At 39.6% G+C, this 17552-nt stretch carries 10 protein-coding genes; 9 read left to right on the forward strand and 1 reads right to left on the reverse strand.

Annotation, left to right across the window (positions count from 1 at the left end):
• Nucleotides 1-27 precede the first annotated feature (27 nt).
• Nucleotides 28-1941 carry a putative bifunctional diguanylate cyclase/phosphodiesterase gene (locus L1267_RS16055; protein WP_135926355.1) on the reverse strand — a complete coding sequence of 638 codons (1914 nt, stop codon included), beginning with the start codon at nucleotides 1939-1941 and terminating at the stop codon, nucleotides 28-30.
• Between the two features lie 1155 nt (nucleotides 1942-3096).
• Here L1267_RS16055 and L1267_RS16060 point away from each other — a divergent pair.
• The 9 genes from L1267_RS16060 (at nucleotide 3097) to L1267_RS16100 (ending at nucleotide 17518) form a co-directional block, all read left to right on the forward strand.
• Entirely contained in the window at nucleotides 3097-3396 is a 300-nt protein-coding gene (locus L1267_RS16060) for an isoamylase early set domain-containing protein (RefSeq protein WP_135926356.1), read from the forward strand.
• Between the two features lie 8 nt (nucleotides 3397-3404).
• Entirely contained in the window at nucleotides 3405-5381 is a 1977-nt protein-coding gene (gene malQ, locus L1267_RS16065) for a 4-alpha-glucanotransferase (RefSeq protein ID WP_235383418.1), read from the forward strand.
• The gene (glgB, locus tag L1267_RS16070; protein WP_135926358.1) at nucleotides 5382-7619 is read left to right on the forward strand and encodes a 1,4-alpha-glucan branching protein GlgB; all 2238 of its coding nucleotides are present in this window, start codon (nucleotides 5382-5384) and stop codon (nucleotides 7617-7619) included.
• Entirely contained in the window at nucleotides 7609-9666 is a 2058-nt protein-coding gene (gene glgX / locus L1267_RS16075; RefSeq protein ID WP_235383419.1) for a glycogen debranching protein GlgX, read from the forward strand. The genes glgB and glgX overlap by 11 nt, the downstream gene beginning before the upstream one ends.
• A complete protein-coding gene (locus L1267_RS16080; RefSeq protein ID WP_235383420.1) occupies nucleotides 9659-12181 on the forward strand; it encodes a glycogen/starch/alpha-glucan phosphorylase in 2523 nt (840 codons plus the stop codon). Before glgX ends, L1267_RS16080 begins: the two co-directional genes overlap by 8 nt.
• Before the next feature lie 18 nt (nucleotides 12182-12199).
• Nucleotides 12200-13483, forward strand: a complete 1284-nt coding sequence (glgC, locus tag L1267_RS16085; protein WP_135926361.1) for a glucose-1-phosphate adenylyltransferase — start codon at nucleotides 12200-12202, stop codon at nucleotides 13481-13483.
• A 100-nt stretch (nucleotides 13484-13583) separates the two neighbouring features.
• Entirely contained in the window at nucleotides 13584-15122 is a 1539-nt protein-coding gene (locus L1267_RS16090) for a glycogen synthase (RefSeq protein WP_235383421.1), read from the forward strand.
• Between the two features lie 91 nt (nucleotides 15123-15213).
• Nucleotides 15214-16428, forward strand: a complete 1215-nt coding sequence (locus tag L1267_RS16095; RefSeq protein WP_135926363.1) for an EAL and HDOD domain-containing protein — start codon at nucleotides 15214-15216, stop codon at nucleotides 16426-16428.
• 7 nt (nucleotides 16429-16435) lie between these two features.
• Complete coding sequence (locus L1267_RS16100) at nucleotides 16436-17518, forward strand: DUF418 domain-containing protein (protein WP_235383422.1); 1083 nt, start codon at nucleotides 16436-16438, stop codon at nucleotides 17516-17518.
• Nucleotides 17519-17552: the final 34 nt, after the last annotated feature.

The following is a 17552-nucleotide window of genomic DNA, read 5'->3' on the forward strand; positions in this document are numbered from 1 at the left end:
TACACGCTATTATAGTCATAACGATAATTACTGTATATTCCAAACACCAGTGCCTGTTACAGACATAAAGTTTAAGTTGTCTTGTAAAACTTTATGGCCTACATAAACGGATGATTCAGGGTGGCTAACTAAATAGCCTTGCACACTTCTTATGCCCAGCGATTTGACAAGCTCAAACTGGCTGTGATCTTCAACACCTTCAGCAACAATTTTTAATCCAAGTTTTTGCCCTAATTCACTCAACGTATGTAATATCTGGTTATATTTAGGATTTTGATCAGCCTGTGAGACAAACATTCTATCGAGTTTAATAACATCAATTGGTAATTCAGCCAATGTACTCAATGAGCTAAATCCTGTACCAAAATCGTCAATTGCAATAGTGACGCCTTCTTCACGCAAGCGCTCTAGAGAATGAATGATTTTATTACTAGCTTTTATCAGCGTAGACTCTGTGATTTCAAGCATCAGTGCTGTTGCTGGTAGACCTGTTTTAGCTAGTTTTTCTGTGATGAATTTATAAATATCAAGATGCTTTAATTGCACACCAGAGATATTTACTGAAATTTTAACCTTCTTTAAGCCTGCGTTATGCCATGCTGACATTTGTCGACACGATTCAAGCATTATCCAATCACCCAAATCTAAGATTAGGTTTGATTCTTCAGCGATTGGTATAAATTCGTCAGGAGCAATAGAGCCCTCAGCTGGATGATCCCAACGGATCAGCGCTTCAAAGTAATCTATCGCGCAATCCTCAACATGTACGATGGGTTGAAAAGACAAATGAAAGCTTTCACTTGCGATTGCTAAACGCATTTCTTCAAGTAAATAGTGGTAACGGCGGATCTTTTTACCCATTTCAGGTGAATAAACTTTGAAAATACCGCGCCCATCTGTTTTAGCGCGGTACATAGCAACATCGGCCATCTGTAATAAAGATTGCGGTGTAGCCGCACTATCAGGGTAAACGGCAATACCAATACTTGCACTAATTTTTATTAACTTATTACCAAGAACAAAATCACGTTCAATCTCTCTCAACACATTTTGAGCAACTTCAACTGTTTTTTGTTGATCTAGTTGTTGGCTTATAAATATTGAAAACTCATCACCACCTAAACGAGCTAAGTTTTGTTCAAGCTGACTTTTAGGAGACAAATTTATTAATTTATGATGACGTAATACACTGCTTAAACGGGCTGCAACTTGAATGAGCACTTCATCCCCAAAGCTGTGCCCAAATGAGTCATTAACTTGCTTAAAGCCATCTAAATCTATGAATAATAAAGAACATCTGAGTTTGTTATTTTCGGCTATTTGTAATTGTTCTGCGAGGTATTCAATATAAGCATGGCGGTCGAGTAATAAGGTGAGTTTGTCTTGATGAATACTCACTTCAGATTCTCTCGTATAGGTCGTTATATGCGAGCTAAGTGCTTGAACATTTTTTTTAAGTTGAATAATAGGTTTAACTGTAGGCTCAGATGGCACATGGACAACATTTAAGTTTTCTAATAGCTCTGTCGTTTGCTTATTTAGCTCCTTTAACAAATACTTTTCACTACTTGATTGCTTTTTTCTTGTAACTACCAGGCTTATTGCTAATGCAAGCAGAAGAAAAACAATAATATTAACAGGTGATAAAAGTGTTAGTTTGATAAGTTTATTCGCCTCAATTGCATTAATTGCAACTGGGGTTGCTTGAATTACGACAAATTGAGAGTCATCAGCGAGAAACGTTTTCTGACCATATAGTATCACATTGTACCAAGGCGATGGCTCAACATTTAACAACGCTCGCTCAAATGTTCTCAATTCTGCAGTATTAATATTGAATTGTATATCATTAACTTGCTTGGTTAACAGTATGTTACAGCCATAACAAAAAGCCATTACGGTTATTATGGTTATGCACGTTATACGAAAAGATTTGGTCATAGATTACTACCGTTTTGGTGTTAATGTTTTACTATAAAACTCACCAGCTTAATGCCTTGAGTATATTGCTTGTAAATTTAATTAACAAAGCCTTTCTTGTCTAATGGAACAATGGGTGTAAGTAAATGTGAAATTTCACATTGTTTAGTATATTTGCTCTAACTTTTTCCTTCTCAAATAATTCTTCTATTGTTGCTAATTGCTGAATTGTGTCGCAGCAGAGTAAGCGTATTATCGAGCAGATATTCTAGTTTAGCGCATTTGAGGTGATGATTTCTTTGTGCATGATCAATTTATTTATAATAACAATATGTATGATAATTTTCTCTTTGTGGTTGTTTTTGTATAAAAGTTGCGTTTTTGGTGGTTTTTAAGGTTTCAAGTGTTTACAGATTAGTGAGAGAACTGGTTTTAAACTGTAGGGAAAAATCATTAGCTTGTTGCATAGATTTGGAAAGTGCTTTTCAAAAGGGACTGCATGTAAGTCTAAAATTTACGCTTTTCTACTTATTGTCTTCGTTTTATTGCTGAGATATTTTTTAAAAAATGTAAATTGTATCGTCAGCTTATATAGTGGTCTTTTTATTCTATATATTTGTTTGCAATATAATAAGGTGATGCTGTTTTTATTGTGTTTATTTAACCTAAAAATATAAGTAAAAATAAAGGTTAAGTTTTCGTTGCTGTTGAATGTGTGTTTTTATTTTAGAAATTAACTACTCATGCAGTTTGTTGTATTTATTCTTGTTGTATTAAGTGTGATGTTGTATTTAGTGTTTTTACTCTAAATAAGCTTCAAATTTATTCACTTTACCAAAGTCCGCAAGTTAACTACTTTTACAATGCTTTAAAAGCAACACCTAAAAAACATATTGAAATTAAACTATATTTTATAGCCAACTTGGTTCAGTTATTGCTCATAACAAGTTAGCAAGATGATGGGTGTTAAGATAGTTTGTTTTTTGCTCTTTTTTGGTGCAAAAAATAAGCTGATGCACTGTCATAATGCGTAAACATAGGTTTGATTTACTAAGTTCACTTATTTTCATAAGTATCTAGATAAATAAACCTTAAACGCACAGTTTCGCGCAGTAAGTTGTTAAAAGCGGTACTGTGACAAGGATAAATTTACCAATTGGTTGATTGGAGCCCACTATGTTAAGTAAACGTTTTTTTAAGACTAAAGACGAAACAGAAGTTACCTTTGAGTTTAAGCGTCCCGATGCAGATGACGTGCAGTTAGTTGCAGAATTTACAGATTGGCAACCAGTGCCAATGAAATTCAATAAAAAAGAACAAGTGTTTAAATGTAAACAACGCCTACCACTTGATAAAGAATTTCATTTTCGTTATCTAATTAATGGTCAAGAGTGGGATAACGACCACCAGGCTGATGGCTATATTCCAAATGAATTTGGAACAGATAATAGTATTGTTAATACCCAACGCGTTTAGGTGAGTTGATGCAGTCACTTTCGCAGTTATATTATCTGCATGGCATAGGCTATGAATATACGAAGTATACTGGCGAGCATGTTATTTTCGAAGAAAATACACGCCGCCAGGCACTAAGCTGTTGTGGTATAGACACAGCTAATTCTGATCAAATAAATCAGTTAAATTTTGTTTTAGATGCAGGAACGTGGCTGACTTTGTTGCCTCAAACTAGCATTATTGAGGCACATGACCCTTACTTAAAAGTTCGTATCGATGAACGCTTGTTGAGCCGAGCTTGTCACCTTAGCATACCATCCTTGTCCTTAAATCTGACACGTGAAAATCTGCAAGGACTTGCCGTGACAGGAGACTATGGCTTTAATGGGGTTCGTTACCTTGAAGTCGCTTTACCTGTTCCTGCTATGCCTATTGGTTATCATGATGCAGTGATAACGGTTGCTGATCAACAAGCTCATAGCCAATTATGGATAACACCTAAAGAGTGTTACTCAATTGATGATAAAAAGCGTTTGGGACTTTCCATCCAACTTTACAGTTTGTGTAATGCGCAAGGATTAGGTATTGGCGATTTTGCTGATTTAGCAACTTTAATCCGTGAAGTGGCGCAACAAGAAATTGATTACATTTTACTTAATCCATTGCATTTATTATTTGAACACAGTCCTGAGCGAGCTAGCCCTTATAGCCCTAACAGCCGAGCGTTGTTAAACCCGCTATATATTTCGATTTCACTGTGTGAAGATGCATTGAATAATGACTCACTATCACAATTGCTCAGTGATAAACCCGCTACAACTGAACCTTTTATAGATTATTCTGCTGTTAGTCGATTTAAATATGATGCATTTCGTTGTTTATACACTCAATTTTGCCGGACAGCGTCAGCTGAACGAAAAGCAGAGTTTAAGCAGTTTTGTAGTAATCATAAGCACAGTCTAGCAACCTTGGTAGTTGAAGATAATGAATATGCCAGTTACTTGCAGTGGCAGGCACATTTACAGCTAAATCATTGTCAGCATATTGCAAATGAAGCAAATATGGCGATAGGTCTTATTAACGATCTAGCTGTTGGTTGCGCTGGTGATGGCAGTGAGTTTCGTAGCCAAGAAGAGTTATTTGCAGTGGGGGCAAATGTGGGAGCGCCTCCTGATCCTTGGGCTGAACAAGGTCAGAATTGGGGGTTGCCAGCTTTAAATCCTCAAAAGTTAAGTAAAAATAATTTTGCCTTCTATCGCTCTTTGATCCGCGCCAATATGGAAGATGTTGGTGGATTGCGCATAGATCATGTGATGGCAATCAGAAGGCTGTGGTGGTGTTTTGAAAATAACGCCCAGCAAGATGGATGTTATGTTTACTACCCATTTGAACATTTGTTGGCGATACTGAAAATAGAATCCCATCTTAATCACTGTGTCGTGATAGGTGAGGATCTAGGTGTTGTACCAAGTGAGGTTCGCGAAGCACTAAAAGCAAGTGCAATTTATTCAAATGGCTTGTTCTATTTTGAAAAAGATTATCAAGGTGAATTTTTAGCATCAGAGCACTTTGCACCGCATAGTTTGTTGATGATTGCTAATCATGATGTACCGCCATTTAAAGGGTGGTGGACTGGTCACGATATTACTGTTAAGCAAGAGTATGGTTTGCTTGATAGTGCACAAAGCGCTGCGCAACATGAAGCGAGAAATGTCGAAAAGCATCGTATGCTTAATTTTATCGCAAGAGAATCAGGGCAGCACTTATCATTAGATTCTGAAGCGTCTGTGGTGTATGAGTTATTAGCCTCATCGTTAGCAGCTGCTCCAGCCAGATTATTTACCATTCAAATTGACGATTTAGATCAGCAAATTTTGCCGGTGAACATTCCCGGAACTGATAAAGAATACCCAAATTGGCGGCGCGTTCTTTCACGCCCAACTGAGCAAATTATTCGTGCTCAGCATGCATTTTTAGCCAATTTAATTTCGATAAGGAATCAATAAATGAGCAGTCGTGTTGGTCAAAAGCCTTTTGCTGAACCCATGGTTTATCAAGCACATATCGATGCATTGTCTTCAGGTTGTTATAAAGATCCTTTCAGTTTTTTAGGGCCCCATAAAGTTAGTGCATCAAGCTTTGAGATTCGCTGTTTTTTACCTGGGGCAAGCCAGTTGTCAATTTTGCAAGGCAAGCAGGTTATTGAGGCCAAAAAGCAAGGTGACAGCGATTTATTTATTGCAACTGTCAAAGCAAAATCAATCCCTGATTACCAACTGGATGTGAATTATGGGGATGGCAGTCAGTATCTTCAAGAAGATGAGTATCGTTTTACAAGTACACTTGATGAACAAGCTATGTACTTATTTAACGAAGGTAGTCTTGAACACGCTTATCAGCACTTTGGTGCGCACTTTGTAACTCAGCAAGGTGTTGAAGGTGTGCGATTTACTGTTTGGGCACCTAACGCGAGTAGCGTTTCAGTTATTGGCGAATTTAATTATTGGCAGCGCAACCGTCATTTTATGCGCTTTCACCCAGCCAGTGGCGTTTGGGAATTATTTATCCCAGGTTTAAAAGAGCATCAGTGCTATAAGTTTGCGATTAGTACACCTTCTGGTGAAGTACTTGATAAAGCCGATCCGTTTGCATTTAAAATGCAACAAGCGCCGGGTACTGCTTCTGTCTTACAAAAGCTAAATAAGAAGATACAGTTGTCTGATGAAGCGTTAGCAAATCGCGCAAAGCGTAACAGTATCGATGCACCTATCAGTATTTACGAAGTGCATGCAGGCTCTTGGCAGCGACGCGATGATGAGGGCCGCTATTTAACATGGCGTGAGCTTGCCGATAACCTTATTCCTTACACTAAAGATCTTGGTTTTACGCATTTACAATTAATGCCTATCAGTGAGTATCCATTTGATGGTTCTTGGGGTTATCAGCCTGTGGGCTTATTTGCCCCAACTAGCCGTTATGGCAGTTTTGAGGATTTTGTATATTTTATTGAGCAATGCCATGACGCTGATCTCGGTATTATTTTAGATTGGGTGCCGGGTCATTTCCCAAGTGATCCACATGGTTTACATCGTTTTGATGGCACGCATTTATACGAGCATGCAGATGTAAGACAGGGATTTCACCCTGATTGGAATACCTATATTTACAATTATGATCGTGCTGAAGTTCGCAGCTTTTTGATAGCTAATGCAATGTATTGGTTGCATGAATTTGGCATTGATGGTTTGCGTGTTGATGCGGTTGCATCAATGTTGTATCTCGATTACAGCCGAGAAGAAGGGCAATGGATCCCAAACCAGTATGGCGGTCGTGAAAATCTTGGTGCAATAGAATGTTTAAAGCAGGTTAATCTGCGCTGTTACGGTAAAAATCCTGGCATTATGATGGTAGCTGAAGAATCAACTGCTTGGCCGGGAGTGACACGGCAGGTCGATCATGGCGGTTTAGGCTTTGGCTATAAATGGAATATGGGTTGGATGAACGATAGTTTGCATTATATGCAGCGTGATTCTTTATATCGTGCCCACCATCATCATGAAATGACGTTTTCAATGGTGTATGCCTATAGCGAGAACTACATTTTACCATTAAGTCACGACGAAGTTGTGCATGGTAAAGGCTCATTGATAGAGAAAATGCCAGGTGATGATTGGCAGAAGTTTGCTAATTTACGAGCATACTACGCATTTATGTGGGCTCATCCAGGTAAAAAGCTGTTATTTATGGGAGCTGAAATTGCTCAGCGTAGTGAATGGAATCATGATCAATCAATTGACTGGCACTTGCTTGAGCATGTTAGTCATAGTGGTATGCAACAAACAATTAAACAACTGAATAATATTTATACCACGACTCCTGCACTCTATGAGCAAGATACTAGCCCAGCGGGCTTTGCATGGTTAGATAGTTCTAATGCAGAGCAAAGCATGTTTAGTTTCATCCGTTATGCCAAGCATGCTGACGATTTTGTTCTGGTAATTAGTAACTTAACACCGCAAGTTTATCATGACTATGTAATAGGCGTTCCTAAGCCAGGTCGTTATCAAGTTATCTTTAATTCTGACAATGAAGAATACTTTGGTTCAGGTGTTGAAGTTAGCGGTAATACAGAACAACTTATCTTTAGTCAGCCTACTGCGAGTCATGGTTACAATCAAAGTATAAGCGTGTCTTTACCTGGGCTTGCAACTATTTACCTGAAGAAGGTGAACGATGAGTCATAGTGTAGAGCTTCAAATCGGTTCAACGATGCCTCTAGGGGCATCTATTGTTGAAAACGGTGTTAATTTTGCTGTGTATGCACCCCAAGCTCAGCATGTGTCATTGTGTTTATTTGACAATAGCGGTCATTCAGAAGTAATGACTCTTTCAATGCACCTTAACGAAGGTGGCATTTGGACATTGCACGTTAGCCCTTTAAAAGCAGGGGCATTGTATGGTTACAGGGCAGATGGTGAATATGCACCAGAAAAAGGGCTTTTCTTTAATAATCACAAGCTACTACTAGACCCTTATGCGCGAGACTTGCATGGTGAGTTTACTTGGAGTGAGCGCCATTATGGTCAGATGCCTGTAGGTAAGTTGAGTCAAGTCAATAACGCTGTTGATATGCCCAAGTCTCGAGTTCGCGAGCTTGCACCTTATACGGGTAAAAAACCTAACCATAGTTGGGGTAAAACGGTGATTTATGAGTGCCATGTTACTGGCGCAACATGTCGACACCCAATGATCCCTAAAGCACTACAAGGTAAGTTCTTAGGCTTAAGCCATCCGAGTTTTATAGAGCATTTACGCACTATAGGGGTGACTTGTCTTGAATTACTCCCTGTGCACGCATTCATAAGTGAGCAGTTCTTAACGGCTAAAGGCCTACAAAACTATTGGGGTTACAACACGCTTAATTTCTTCACGCCGCACAAAGATTATCTAGTGAATGATGATATCGGCGAATTTCAGCAAATGGTTGCGGCTCTTCATAAGGCTGATATCGAAGTAATTTTAGATGTTGTCTATAACCATACTGCTGAAGCAGGAACTGATGGGCCTATTCTTTCTTTACGCGGCTTAGATAACCTTGGCTATTATCGCACTGTGGCTGATAAACCTCAGCATTATATCAATGATACCGGCTGTGGTAATACTGTGAATATTGATTCACCAAGAACCTTACAGCTGGTGCTTGATAGCTTGCGATATTGGGTTGAAGTAATGGGGGTAGACGGTTTTCGTTTCGACCTTGCAACGATTCTTGCTCGTAATCCTAATGGCTTTAATCAAGCGCATGCGTTTTTCCAAGCAATCAACCAAGATCCTGTTTTGAGTAAAGTAAAACTGATTGCTGAGCCATGGGATATTGGCCCGGGCGGTTACCAATTAGGGGCTTTTCCTGCACCTTGGCGTGAGTGGAACGACAAGTATCGTGACACTATCCGACGTTTTTGGCGACAAGAGCAGGGGGTTATAGGTGAGCTTGCAAAGCGTTTACATGGTTCGTTCGACTTATTTGAGCATAATCTCAGAGGACCACTTAACAGCATTAATTTTGTGACGAGCCATGATGGTTTCACGCTTAATGATTTAGTGAGTTATGAACAGAAACATAATGAAGCCAACGGTGAACAAAATAGAGATGGACACAGTGCCAACCACTCCTTTAATTGTGGTGTAGAAGGTTTTACTGACGATAAAGAAATTAACGCATTACGTTTGCAGCAACAAAAAAATATTCTATTGACGTTATTACTTTCAAAAGGGGTTCCAATGCTTTCACTAGGAAGCGAAATGGCCCATTCACAAGGTGGTAATAATAACGCGTATTGCCAAAATAATCGCACTAGCTGGCTTGCATGGAAAGACTCGCAAATTAATCATCCATTAACCCGATTCATCGATGATGTTTTGCGTTTACGAAAGCAGTTTAGTGTCTTTAAGCATCGTTTTTTTGTTCATGATAATGATCCACGTTACGACGTCGCGTGGTTCACTGAATCAGGCACTGCAATGGAACAAGACGATTGGCATCAAGTTGATCGCCAAGTGTTGATTTATAGCCTGACTGATAAACACACAAACCAAGCTTTATTGATCATTTTAAATGCTGGGTCAGAGTCTGTTACTTGTCAATTACCCCCTCTTGCGAAAGGGAAGTGGCATTTAGCACTGACAAGTATACATCCTATGTCAACTTATGATGTAGATAAGGAACAACAGATTGCTGCAATGAGCAGCTGGGTTTTTACCGCCAATTCAGAGGATCCTAATCATGGCTAAAAATGCCGATCAAGTATGTGTTGTTAAGGGCTGGCAGGATGCCCCTACCGTTGATGAAAGCACCTTAGATGATGATTTATCTCGCCATTTTTATTACACCCTTGGGCGTGACAAAGTCGGTGAATCGCAATTATATTTATATCATGCTTTAGCATTAACTATTCGTGACAGATTGGTTGCACGTTGCCGTGTAACTAATCAGCAAATTCACGGACAAAAGCGTCGTAAAACTGCTTATTTATCTCTTGAATTTTTAATGGGTCGTGCTCTTGGTAATGCCATTCTAAACCTAGATTTAGACGATCAAGTTGCAAAAGCATTACAAGATTACTGTACAAAGTTAGAGACAGTTGCAGAAGCTGAGCACGACGCAGGTTTAGGTAACGGTGGTTTGGGCCGTCTAGCTGCGTGTTTCTTGGATAGTTGTGCAAGCTTGGCACTACCTGTGATTGGTTATGGTATTCGTTATGAATATGGCATGTTTAATCAAGCGATTGAAAATGGCCATCAAATTGAACAGCCCGATAACTGGTTACGCGAAGGTCATCCTTGGGAGCTAAGTGCCCCAGAGCAATCAAAGCGTGTAAAATTCTTTGGTCATGTTGAAAGTTATACTGATAAATACGGACGTGAGCACCGTCAATGGCTTGATTCTCACGATGTCTTAGCTGTGCCTTATGATGTGCCAATTCCAGGCTATAAAAACGATATCGTAAACACGCTACGTTTATGGAAATCAGAGGCGACTGACGAATTTGATTTGAGCGAATTCAACGCAGGGAGTTATTCAGAAGCTGTTGCTCGTAAAAACCTTGCTGAACAAATCACCATGGTACTTTATCCAAATGATAGCAGTGAAAATGGTAAAGAGCTTCGTTTACGCCAGCAATACTTCTTATCATCGGCGAGCTTACAAGACATCATAGATACGTGGGTTAGCAAACATGGCGAAGATTTCTCTGACTTTGCTGATTACCATGTTTTTCAATTAAACGATACACACCCAAGTATTGCTGTAGCAGAACTGATACGTATTTTGGTTGATGAGTATGAGCTAGATTGGCAAGAAGCCTGGTCTATTACTACTAAAACCATGGCTTATACTAACCACACTTTACTGCCAGAAGCATTAGAGAAGTGGTCAGTATCATTATTTGCGCGATTATTACCGCGTATCTTAGAAATAATCTATGAAATCAATGCCCGCTTCTTAGCAGATGTTGCTCAAGCATGGCCTGGAGATGTTGAAAAACAACGAGCATTATCGCTTATTGAAGAAGGCCCAGAGCCACAAATCCGCATGGCGTATTTAGCAATTGTTGGTAGTTACTCAGTAAATGGCGTTGCTGCACTTCATACCGAGCTACTTAAAGCGGGCTTATTCAATGAGTTTTATCAGCTTTGGCCAGAAAAATTCAATAATAAGACCAATGGGGTTACGCCACGTCGTTGGCTTGCACATTGTAACCCTGATTTAGCCAAACTACTCAATAAGCACATAGGTGAAGAGTGGGTAGGTGACTTCAGTAAAGTCAGTCAATTACGTCGCTTATACGACGACACTAAATTCCACAAAGAATGGCAAGCAGTTAAACATAGCAATAAGCAACGCCTTGTTGAACTTGTTAAGGCTCGTTGTGGCGTTGAGTTTGATCCATCAATGATGTTTGATGTGCAAGTAAAACGTATTCATGAATACAAGCGCCAATTATTAAATATATTACATGTTATTCAATTATATGATCGTATTCGCCAAGGTGATACTTCAAATATTGTCCCTCGTTGTGTGTTATTAGGTGGTAAAGCCGCACCTGGTTACTACATGGCGAAGAAGATAATTAAGTTAATTAATAATGTTGCTGAAGTGATCAATAAAGATCCATTGGCAAAACCGTACTTGAGAGTGGCTTTTTTACCGAATTATAACGTGACAGCAATGGAAACTATTTGCCCAGCAACGGATTTGTCTGAGCAAATTTCAACAGCAGGTAAAGAAGCATCGGGTACCGGTAACATGAAGTTCATGATGAATGGTGCTTTGACCATTGGTACGTTAGATGGTGCCAATATCGAGATCCGTGACGCAGTAGGTGCTGATAATTTCTTCTTGTTTGGTGCTCGAGCAGAACAAATTGATGATATCAAAGCGCACTATAATCCTGAGCAAATTATTCATCAAACCGACAGCCTATACAAGGTAATGCAGTTACTTGAAAGCGGTCACTTTAACTTGTTTGAACCAAATCTATTCGACGACATTATTGCTGCGATTAAGAGCCCGCACGATCCGTGGTTAGTTGCCCATGATTTTGCCAGCTTCGTTGAGGCACAAGAGCAAGTTGAAAAAGCTTACCTAGACACTGCTCACTGGACGCAAATGAGTATTTTAAATACGGCGGCTAGTGGCATGTTTTCGAGCGATAGAACAATTAGTCAATACAGTGATGAAATCTGGCACTTGGAACCACTGTTAGACATTAGCGCAAAGCAAAACACACAGAAGAAAAGCAGCTAACTTAAGACGGAGAGAGTTATGCCTAGTTATGCAAATCGATACATAAGTAGTTTAACAAGAGAAACGTATGCACTCATTTTAGCAGGTGGGCGTGGTTCTCGTTTACATGAATTAACAGACTGGCGTGCTAAGCCAGCAGTGTATTTTGGCGGGAAACATCGAATAATCGATTTTCCTCTATCAAACTGTATTAACTCAGGCATTCGTCGTGTTGGTATAGCAACTCAATACAAGTCACACTCATTAATCCGCCATGTAAACCGTGCGTGGGGACACTTTAAGAAAGAACTCGGTGAGTCGGTAGAAATACTGCCGGCATCACAACGTAAAGGTGATGATTGGTATTGTGGTACGGCAGACGCCGTTTTCCAAAATATGGATATCATTCGTCATGAGCTGCCTAAATACGTGATGATTCTTTCAGGTGACCACGTTTACTGCATGGATTACGGCGGTTTACTTGCTAAGCATGTTGAAACTGGTGCAGATATGACAGTGTGCTGTATCGAAGTACCGTGTGAAGAAGCCGCAGGTACCTTTGGTGTAATGACTGTTGATGAGAATAACAGAGTTCGCCGTTTTGATGAGAAACCATCTGAGCCAACTTCAGTGCCGGGTAAACCAGGTACTTGTTTAGCGTCAATGGGTAACTACATTTTTAACACAGAGTTCTTATTTGAACAGTTAAAAAAAGATGCAGAAACAGAGGGTTCTGGTCGTGACTTTGGTCACGATATTATCCCGGCCATCATTGAAGAGCACAATGTATTTGCATACCCATTTAGAGATGAAAATGAAGGCCAGCCATACTGGCGTGATGTAGGTACCCTGGATTCGTTTTGGGAAGCCAATATGGAGCTTGTTATGCCAGAGCCTCAGCTTGACTTATACGATCCTAAATGGCCGATTTGGACATATCAAGAGCAATTACCACCTGCTAAATTCATTTTTAATGATGATGATAGACGTGGTATGGCTGTGGATTCAACGGTATCGGGTGGCTGTATTATCTCTGGTTCAATGGTTAGAAAATCACTGCTGTTTTCGAATGTATATGTTCATTCATACTGTGAAATCGAAGAGTCAGTGATCTTACCTGGGGTTAAAATTAACCGTAATTGCCGCATTAGGCGTGCTATTATAGACCGTAACTGTGAGATCCCTGCTGGCCTTGAAATTGGTTTTGATAATGAAGCTGATAAAGAAAATGGCTTTAGAGTGTCGAAAAAGGGGATCGTACTTGTTACCCGAGACATGTTGAATGAGCTTGAGAAAAAAGCAAAGGCAACAAAAGCAAAGTAATAAATACTTTGTTTAATGGTAAAGTCATAGTGTAGTAAGGAGTAGCAATTGCTACTCCTTGTTTCATAGTAAGAATTAATGTTATGGAGTACTGCTAATCATGCATGTGTTGATGGTGGCTGCAGAGAATGACGCATTACCGAATGCTAAAGTCGGTGGTGTAGCGGATGTTGTTAGGGACTGTCCTAAAGCGTTAGTTGATAAAGGCCTTACTGTTGATGTTGTGATCCCTGATTACGGATTTCATTATCTTGAACGTCATCATATCGGTGTTGTACATGTTCCATTTGCAGGGCATATGCAGCAACTAGACGTGTGGAAACTTGCCAATAGTGAACACGGTGTTACGCAACTGATTATTTCTCATTGGGAATTCAGTCGCCATAATGGTGCCGTGTATTGTAATGATGAACCTGGCAGGCCCTTTGCAACCGATGCGAGTAAGTTTGCATTGTTTAATGCGGCGGTGTGTGAAGCCTTACTACAAGGAATTATCCGAATCCCTGATGTAATGCATTTACATGACTGGCATAGCGCCTGTGTGGCATTATTACTAAAAAATGACGGTCGTTACCGTACATTATCTAAGTTATTTTTAGCTTATACCGTTCATAATTTGGCATTGCAGGGTATTCGCCCATTTAAAGGCGATAGCTCAAGTTTAGAAGCATGGTTTCCGGGCTTAAATTATAACGGCGAGAAATTGTGCGATCCGCGTTATCACGATTGTTTTAATCCGATGCGAGCAGCGATTAATTTAGTTGATAAAGTGCACCTTGTTTCACCGACCTACTGTCAAGAAGTATTGCGTCCGAGTGATGCTGCAAATGGTTTTTTTGGTGGAGAAGGACTAGAAGCTGATTTGCAGGCAGCCTATCGTGAAGGTCGTGTGGTAGGGATCCTAAATGGTTGTGAATATCCAGGAATGGAACTCAAAGATATCAGCCTTGCAACACTTTACCATCATGCAGAGTCGGCACTATTTCAATGGATGGCGAAGAGCCCCATCTTAGATTCAAGTTATTATCTTGCTCACCAACGTTTATTACAGTTCAAAACAAAACCTTTTGCGGGTCCGCTTGTTACGAGTGTTGGTCGATTAACAGATCAAAAGGCACTTTTACTGCGTCAACCTTATGAAAAAGCATTGGTTTTAGATGAGTTATGTCAACGCTTAAAGCAACATGATGGCTACATGATAATTCTTGGCTCTGGTGATGCTGAACTTGAGCAAATCATGACAACTGTCATGGCACGCCAAGAGAATCTGCTATTTTTAAAAGGCTATGCACACTTGGTTGGTGAATATATGTATCACTTGGGTGATTTATTCTTAATGCCAAGCTCATTTGAGCCATGTGGAATAAGTCAAATGTTAGCAATGCGCGCTGGACAGCCATGCTTAGTTCATGGTGTTGGCGGTTTACAGGATACGGTCGAGCATAATGTCAGTGGTTTTAGTTTTAGAGGTGAGAGTTTAGCCTCTCAAAGCTACGAACTTATTACTGGTTTTAGTGATGCGCTAGACCTTAAAAAGTCGCAACCTGAGCAATGGCGCTCGATATGTGAACAAGCTAAAAATGCTCGTTTTACATGGGGATCTGTTGCAGATGGCTATTTATCAGGCTTATATCAATAAATATTGCGTGATTCATGGTAATTAAGTGACTTTTTTGTCTATTTCAGCTATTAATTACTTAGTGTGATATAAAAATTCAAAAGTAGGTAAAGTGGCTGTATTTGTTGCTAGGCAAGCGGTCTTTAATCGTCGTCAACAAGTTGTCGCCTATGAGCTACTATTTAGAGATAGTTTAAAAAACAGTTTCCCGGATGTTTCAGAGAGCACAGCTACTGCGCGTCTGATTATGGAAAACCAGCTCAATCTAGGCACTCGCCATATTACGTCGGGCAAAAAGGCGTTAATTAATATAGGTCCAGAATCGTTGAAACTGGACCTATGCGCGTTTTTGCCAACTCAAGACGTGGTTATTGAGCTTCTCGAAACGATGGAGCCAACAGACGAAAACTATGAATTTTGTCGGGAGCTTTTCCATAATAACTACAAACTTGCTCTTGATGATTTCGTATACCAACCTGAATGGGACCGCTTTTTAAAGTTAATTCGCTTGATTAAGTTCGATGTGAAGCAAACCCCCTTTGAGGACATTGCGCCTGTTTTACAGAAGCTGAAAAAGCATAAAAAAATAAAACTATTAGCAGAAAAGCTTGAAACTGCCGATGATTATGAGAAAGCCTACAAAATGGGTTTCGATTTTTTCCAAGGTTACTTTTTTGCAAAACCAAAAATGATCCAACATCGCGATATCGATTACAACTATGCATTAGTTTTGTCGATTTATGCTGAAGTAATGCGCCCTGATCCTAATATTAGCGAAATCGCGGGACTGTTTTCTTTAGATACTGCACTTGCCTACAAGCTATTACGCTTAATAAACAGTGGTGTATTTCCAATAAAAAGTAAAATAGGTTCATTAAAGCAAGCGCTTGTGTACCTAGGTCATGAACGACTGAAAAAGTTTGTTAGTTTGATCATCACCGCCCATAGCGCCCAATCAAAACCAGCCGAGCTTACTCGGCTTTGTGTTGTCAGAGCGCGTTTTTGTGAATTAATAGCGCAGCGTGTCGCAAAACAACAAACCGGAGAGGCATTTTTAACGGGGCTGTTTTCATTACTCGATGCAATATTAGATCAGCCGATGGAAAAGCTGTTGGATAGATTGCCGTTTCCTGACGAAATACATGCAGCATTAATGCAAGAAAAGAATATTCTCTATTACATTCTCGAAACTGTTAAAGCATACGAAACAGGAAGCTGGTGGGCACTGGAGCAAGCAGTTGCCTATTTAAATATTGAGAGTGGGGAACTTCCCAAAATATACGAAAATGCGGTAAATTGGAGCGATAGCTGTAGACAAAACTTATAAGGGAACTATGCGCAATATAAATATGGATGTTTTACGGGGTATTGCGGTGCTAGGTTTGATGTTTATGAACATCTATACCTTTGCTATGTTTGAGTATGATTATACCCCAAGCTCATCGCCACCACTTTCTGATACTGTCATAAACATCATTAATGTGCTATTTATTGATGGACGTTTTAGAAGCCTTTTTTGCCTATTATTTGGTGCCTCATTGGTTATTCAATGGCAGCTTTGGCAAAGTATAGATAAACAACACAATCGCTTAAAAGTGCTTGCTTATATTGGCCTTGCTCACGGCTTTTTGCTTTGGGCCGGCGATATTTTGTTTATTTATGCCTGTGCTGGTTGGTTAACCCTTAAATTTAGCCAGCAAGATAACGAAAAAATACTGCGTATGGGCATGTTGTTTTTACTTCTCGGTGCCTTTATTTCATTTTTACTTGCCTTTGTCGAACCTGAATTAACGCCTTTAACGCGAAGTTCAGACGCGTTTTTGATGGCTTATGATGCGGCTTATTCTTCCTACTTTGCTGGATTTGTCAGTAACATATTAATGTTTACTGTGATGCTTATTGCAGTGCCGCTGATCACTATGTGGATGGCCGCAGGGCTAATGCTAGTGGGCGTTTATCTATATAAACAAGGGGTTTTTGTTGACGGCTTAACGAAAGCTCAGCTTAACATGATTGTTCCAGCGGCTATTGGTTTAACACTCGTAAGGTTGATGATAGACCCTAACAGTAGTGTATTTATGTACGCGATTGTCGAGCCTATAAATTGGCTAGCAGCTTTAGCTATGGTCATTTGCTATTGCCATATCATTGTAAAAATAGTTAAAAATAAATCCAGTAAATGGTTGCTGTTACAGCAGGCTGGACGCATGTCATTGACTTTATATCTGATGCAAACAGTAATATTTATACTGTTTTTTAAAGTTGCATTCTCAAGCGCTGCACTTAATTTCGATCGAATAGATTATTGGTTGGTTATTGCGGGTGTGCTTGTTTTTCAATTGGTATTTTGTAAAGTCTATAGCCAGTACTTTAAACATGGTCCGTGTGAATTAATTTGGCGAAAATTGTCGAGATAATGTCTCGTATACTACAATAAAAGAAAACAAAACG

The sequence above is a fragment of the Pseudoalteromonas sp. OFAV1 genome, assembly GCF_021532595.1.
GTDB lineage: Bacteria > Pseudomonadota > Gammaproteobacteria > Enterobacterales > Alteromonadaceae > Pseudoalteromonas > Pseudoalteromonas lipolytica_C.

Coding starts and splice junctions, on each gene's coding strand:
- L1267_RS16060 (WP_135926356.1), top strand. CDS start 3,097: ATGTTAAGTAAACGTTTTTTTAAGACTAAAGACGAAACAGAAGTTACC.
- glgX (WP_235383419.1), top strand. CDS start 7,609: ATGAGTCATAGTGTAGAGCTTCAAATCGGTTCAACGATGCCTCTAGGG.
- L1267_RS16055 (WP_135926355.1), bottom strand. CDS start 1,941: ATGACCAAATCTTTTCGTATAACGTGCATAACCATAATAACCGTAATG.
- glgC (WP_135926361.1), top strand. CDS start 12,200: ATGCCTAGTTATGCAAATCGATACATAAGTAGTTTAACAAGAGAAACG.
- L1267_RS16080 (WP_235383420.1), top strand. CDS start 9,659: ATGGCTAAAAATGCCGATCAAGTATGTGTTGTTAAGGGCTGGCAGGAT.
- L1267_RS16100 (WP_235383422.1), top strand. CDS start 16,436: ATGCGCAATATAAATATGGATGTTTTACGGGGTATTGCGGTGCTAGGT.
- L1267_RS16090 (WP_235383421.1), top strand. CDS start 13,584: ATGCATGTGTTGATGGTGGCTGCAGAGAATGACGCATTACCGAATGCT.
- malQ (WP_235383418.1), top strand. CDS start 3,405: ATGCAGTCACTTTCGCAGTTATATTATCTGCATGGCATAGGCTATGAA.
- glgB (WP_135926358.1), top strand. CDS start 5,382: ATGAGCAGTCGTGTTGGTCAAAAGCCTTTTGCTGAACCCATGGTTTAT.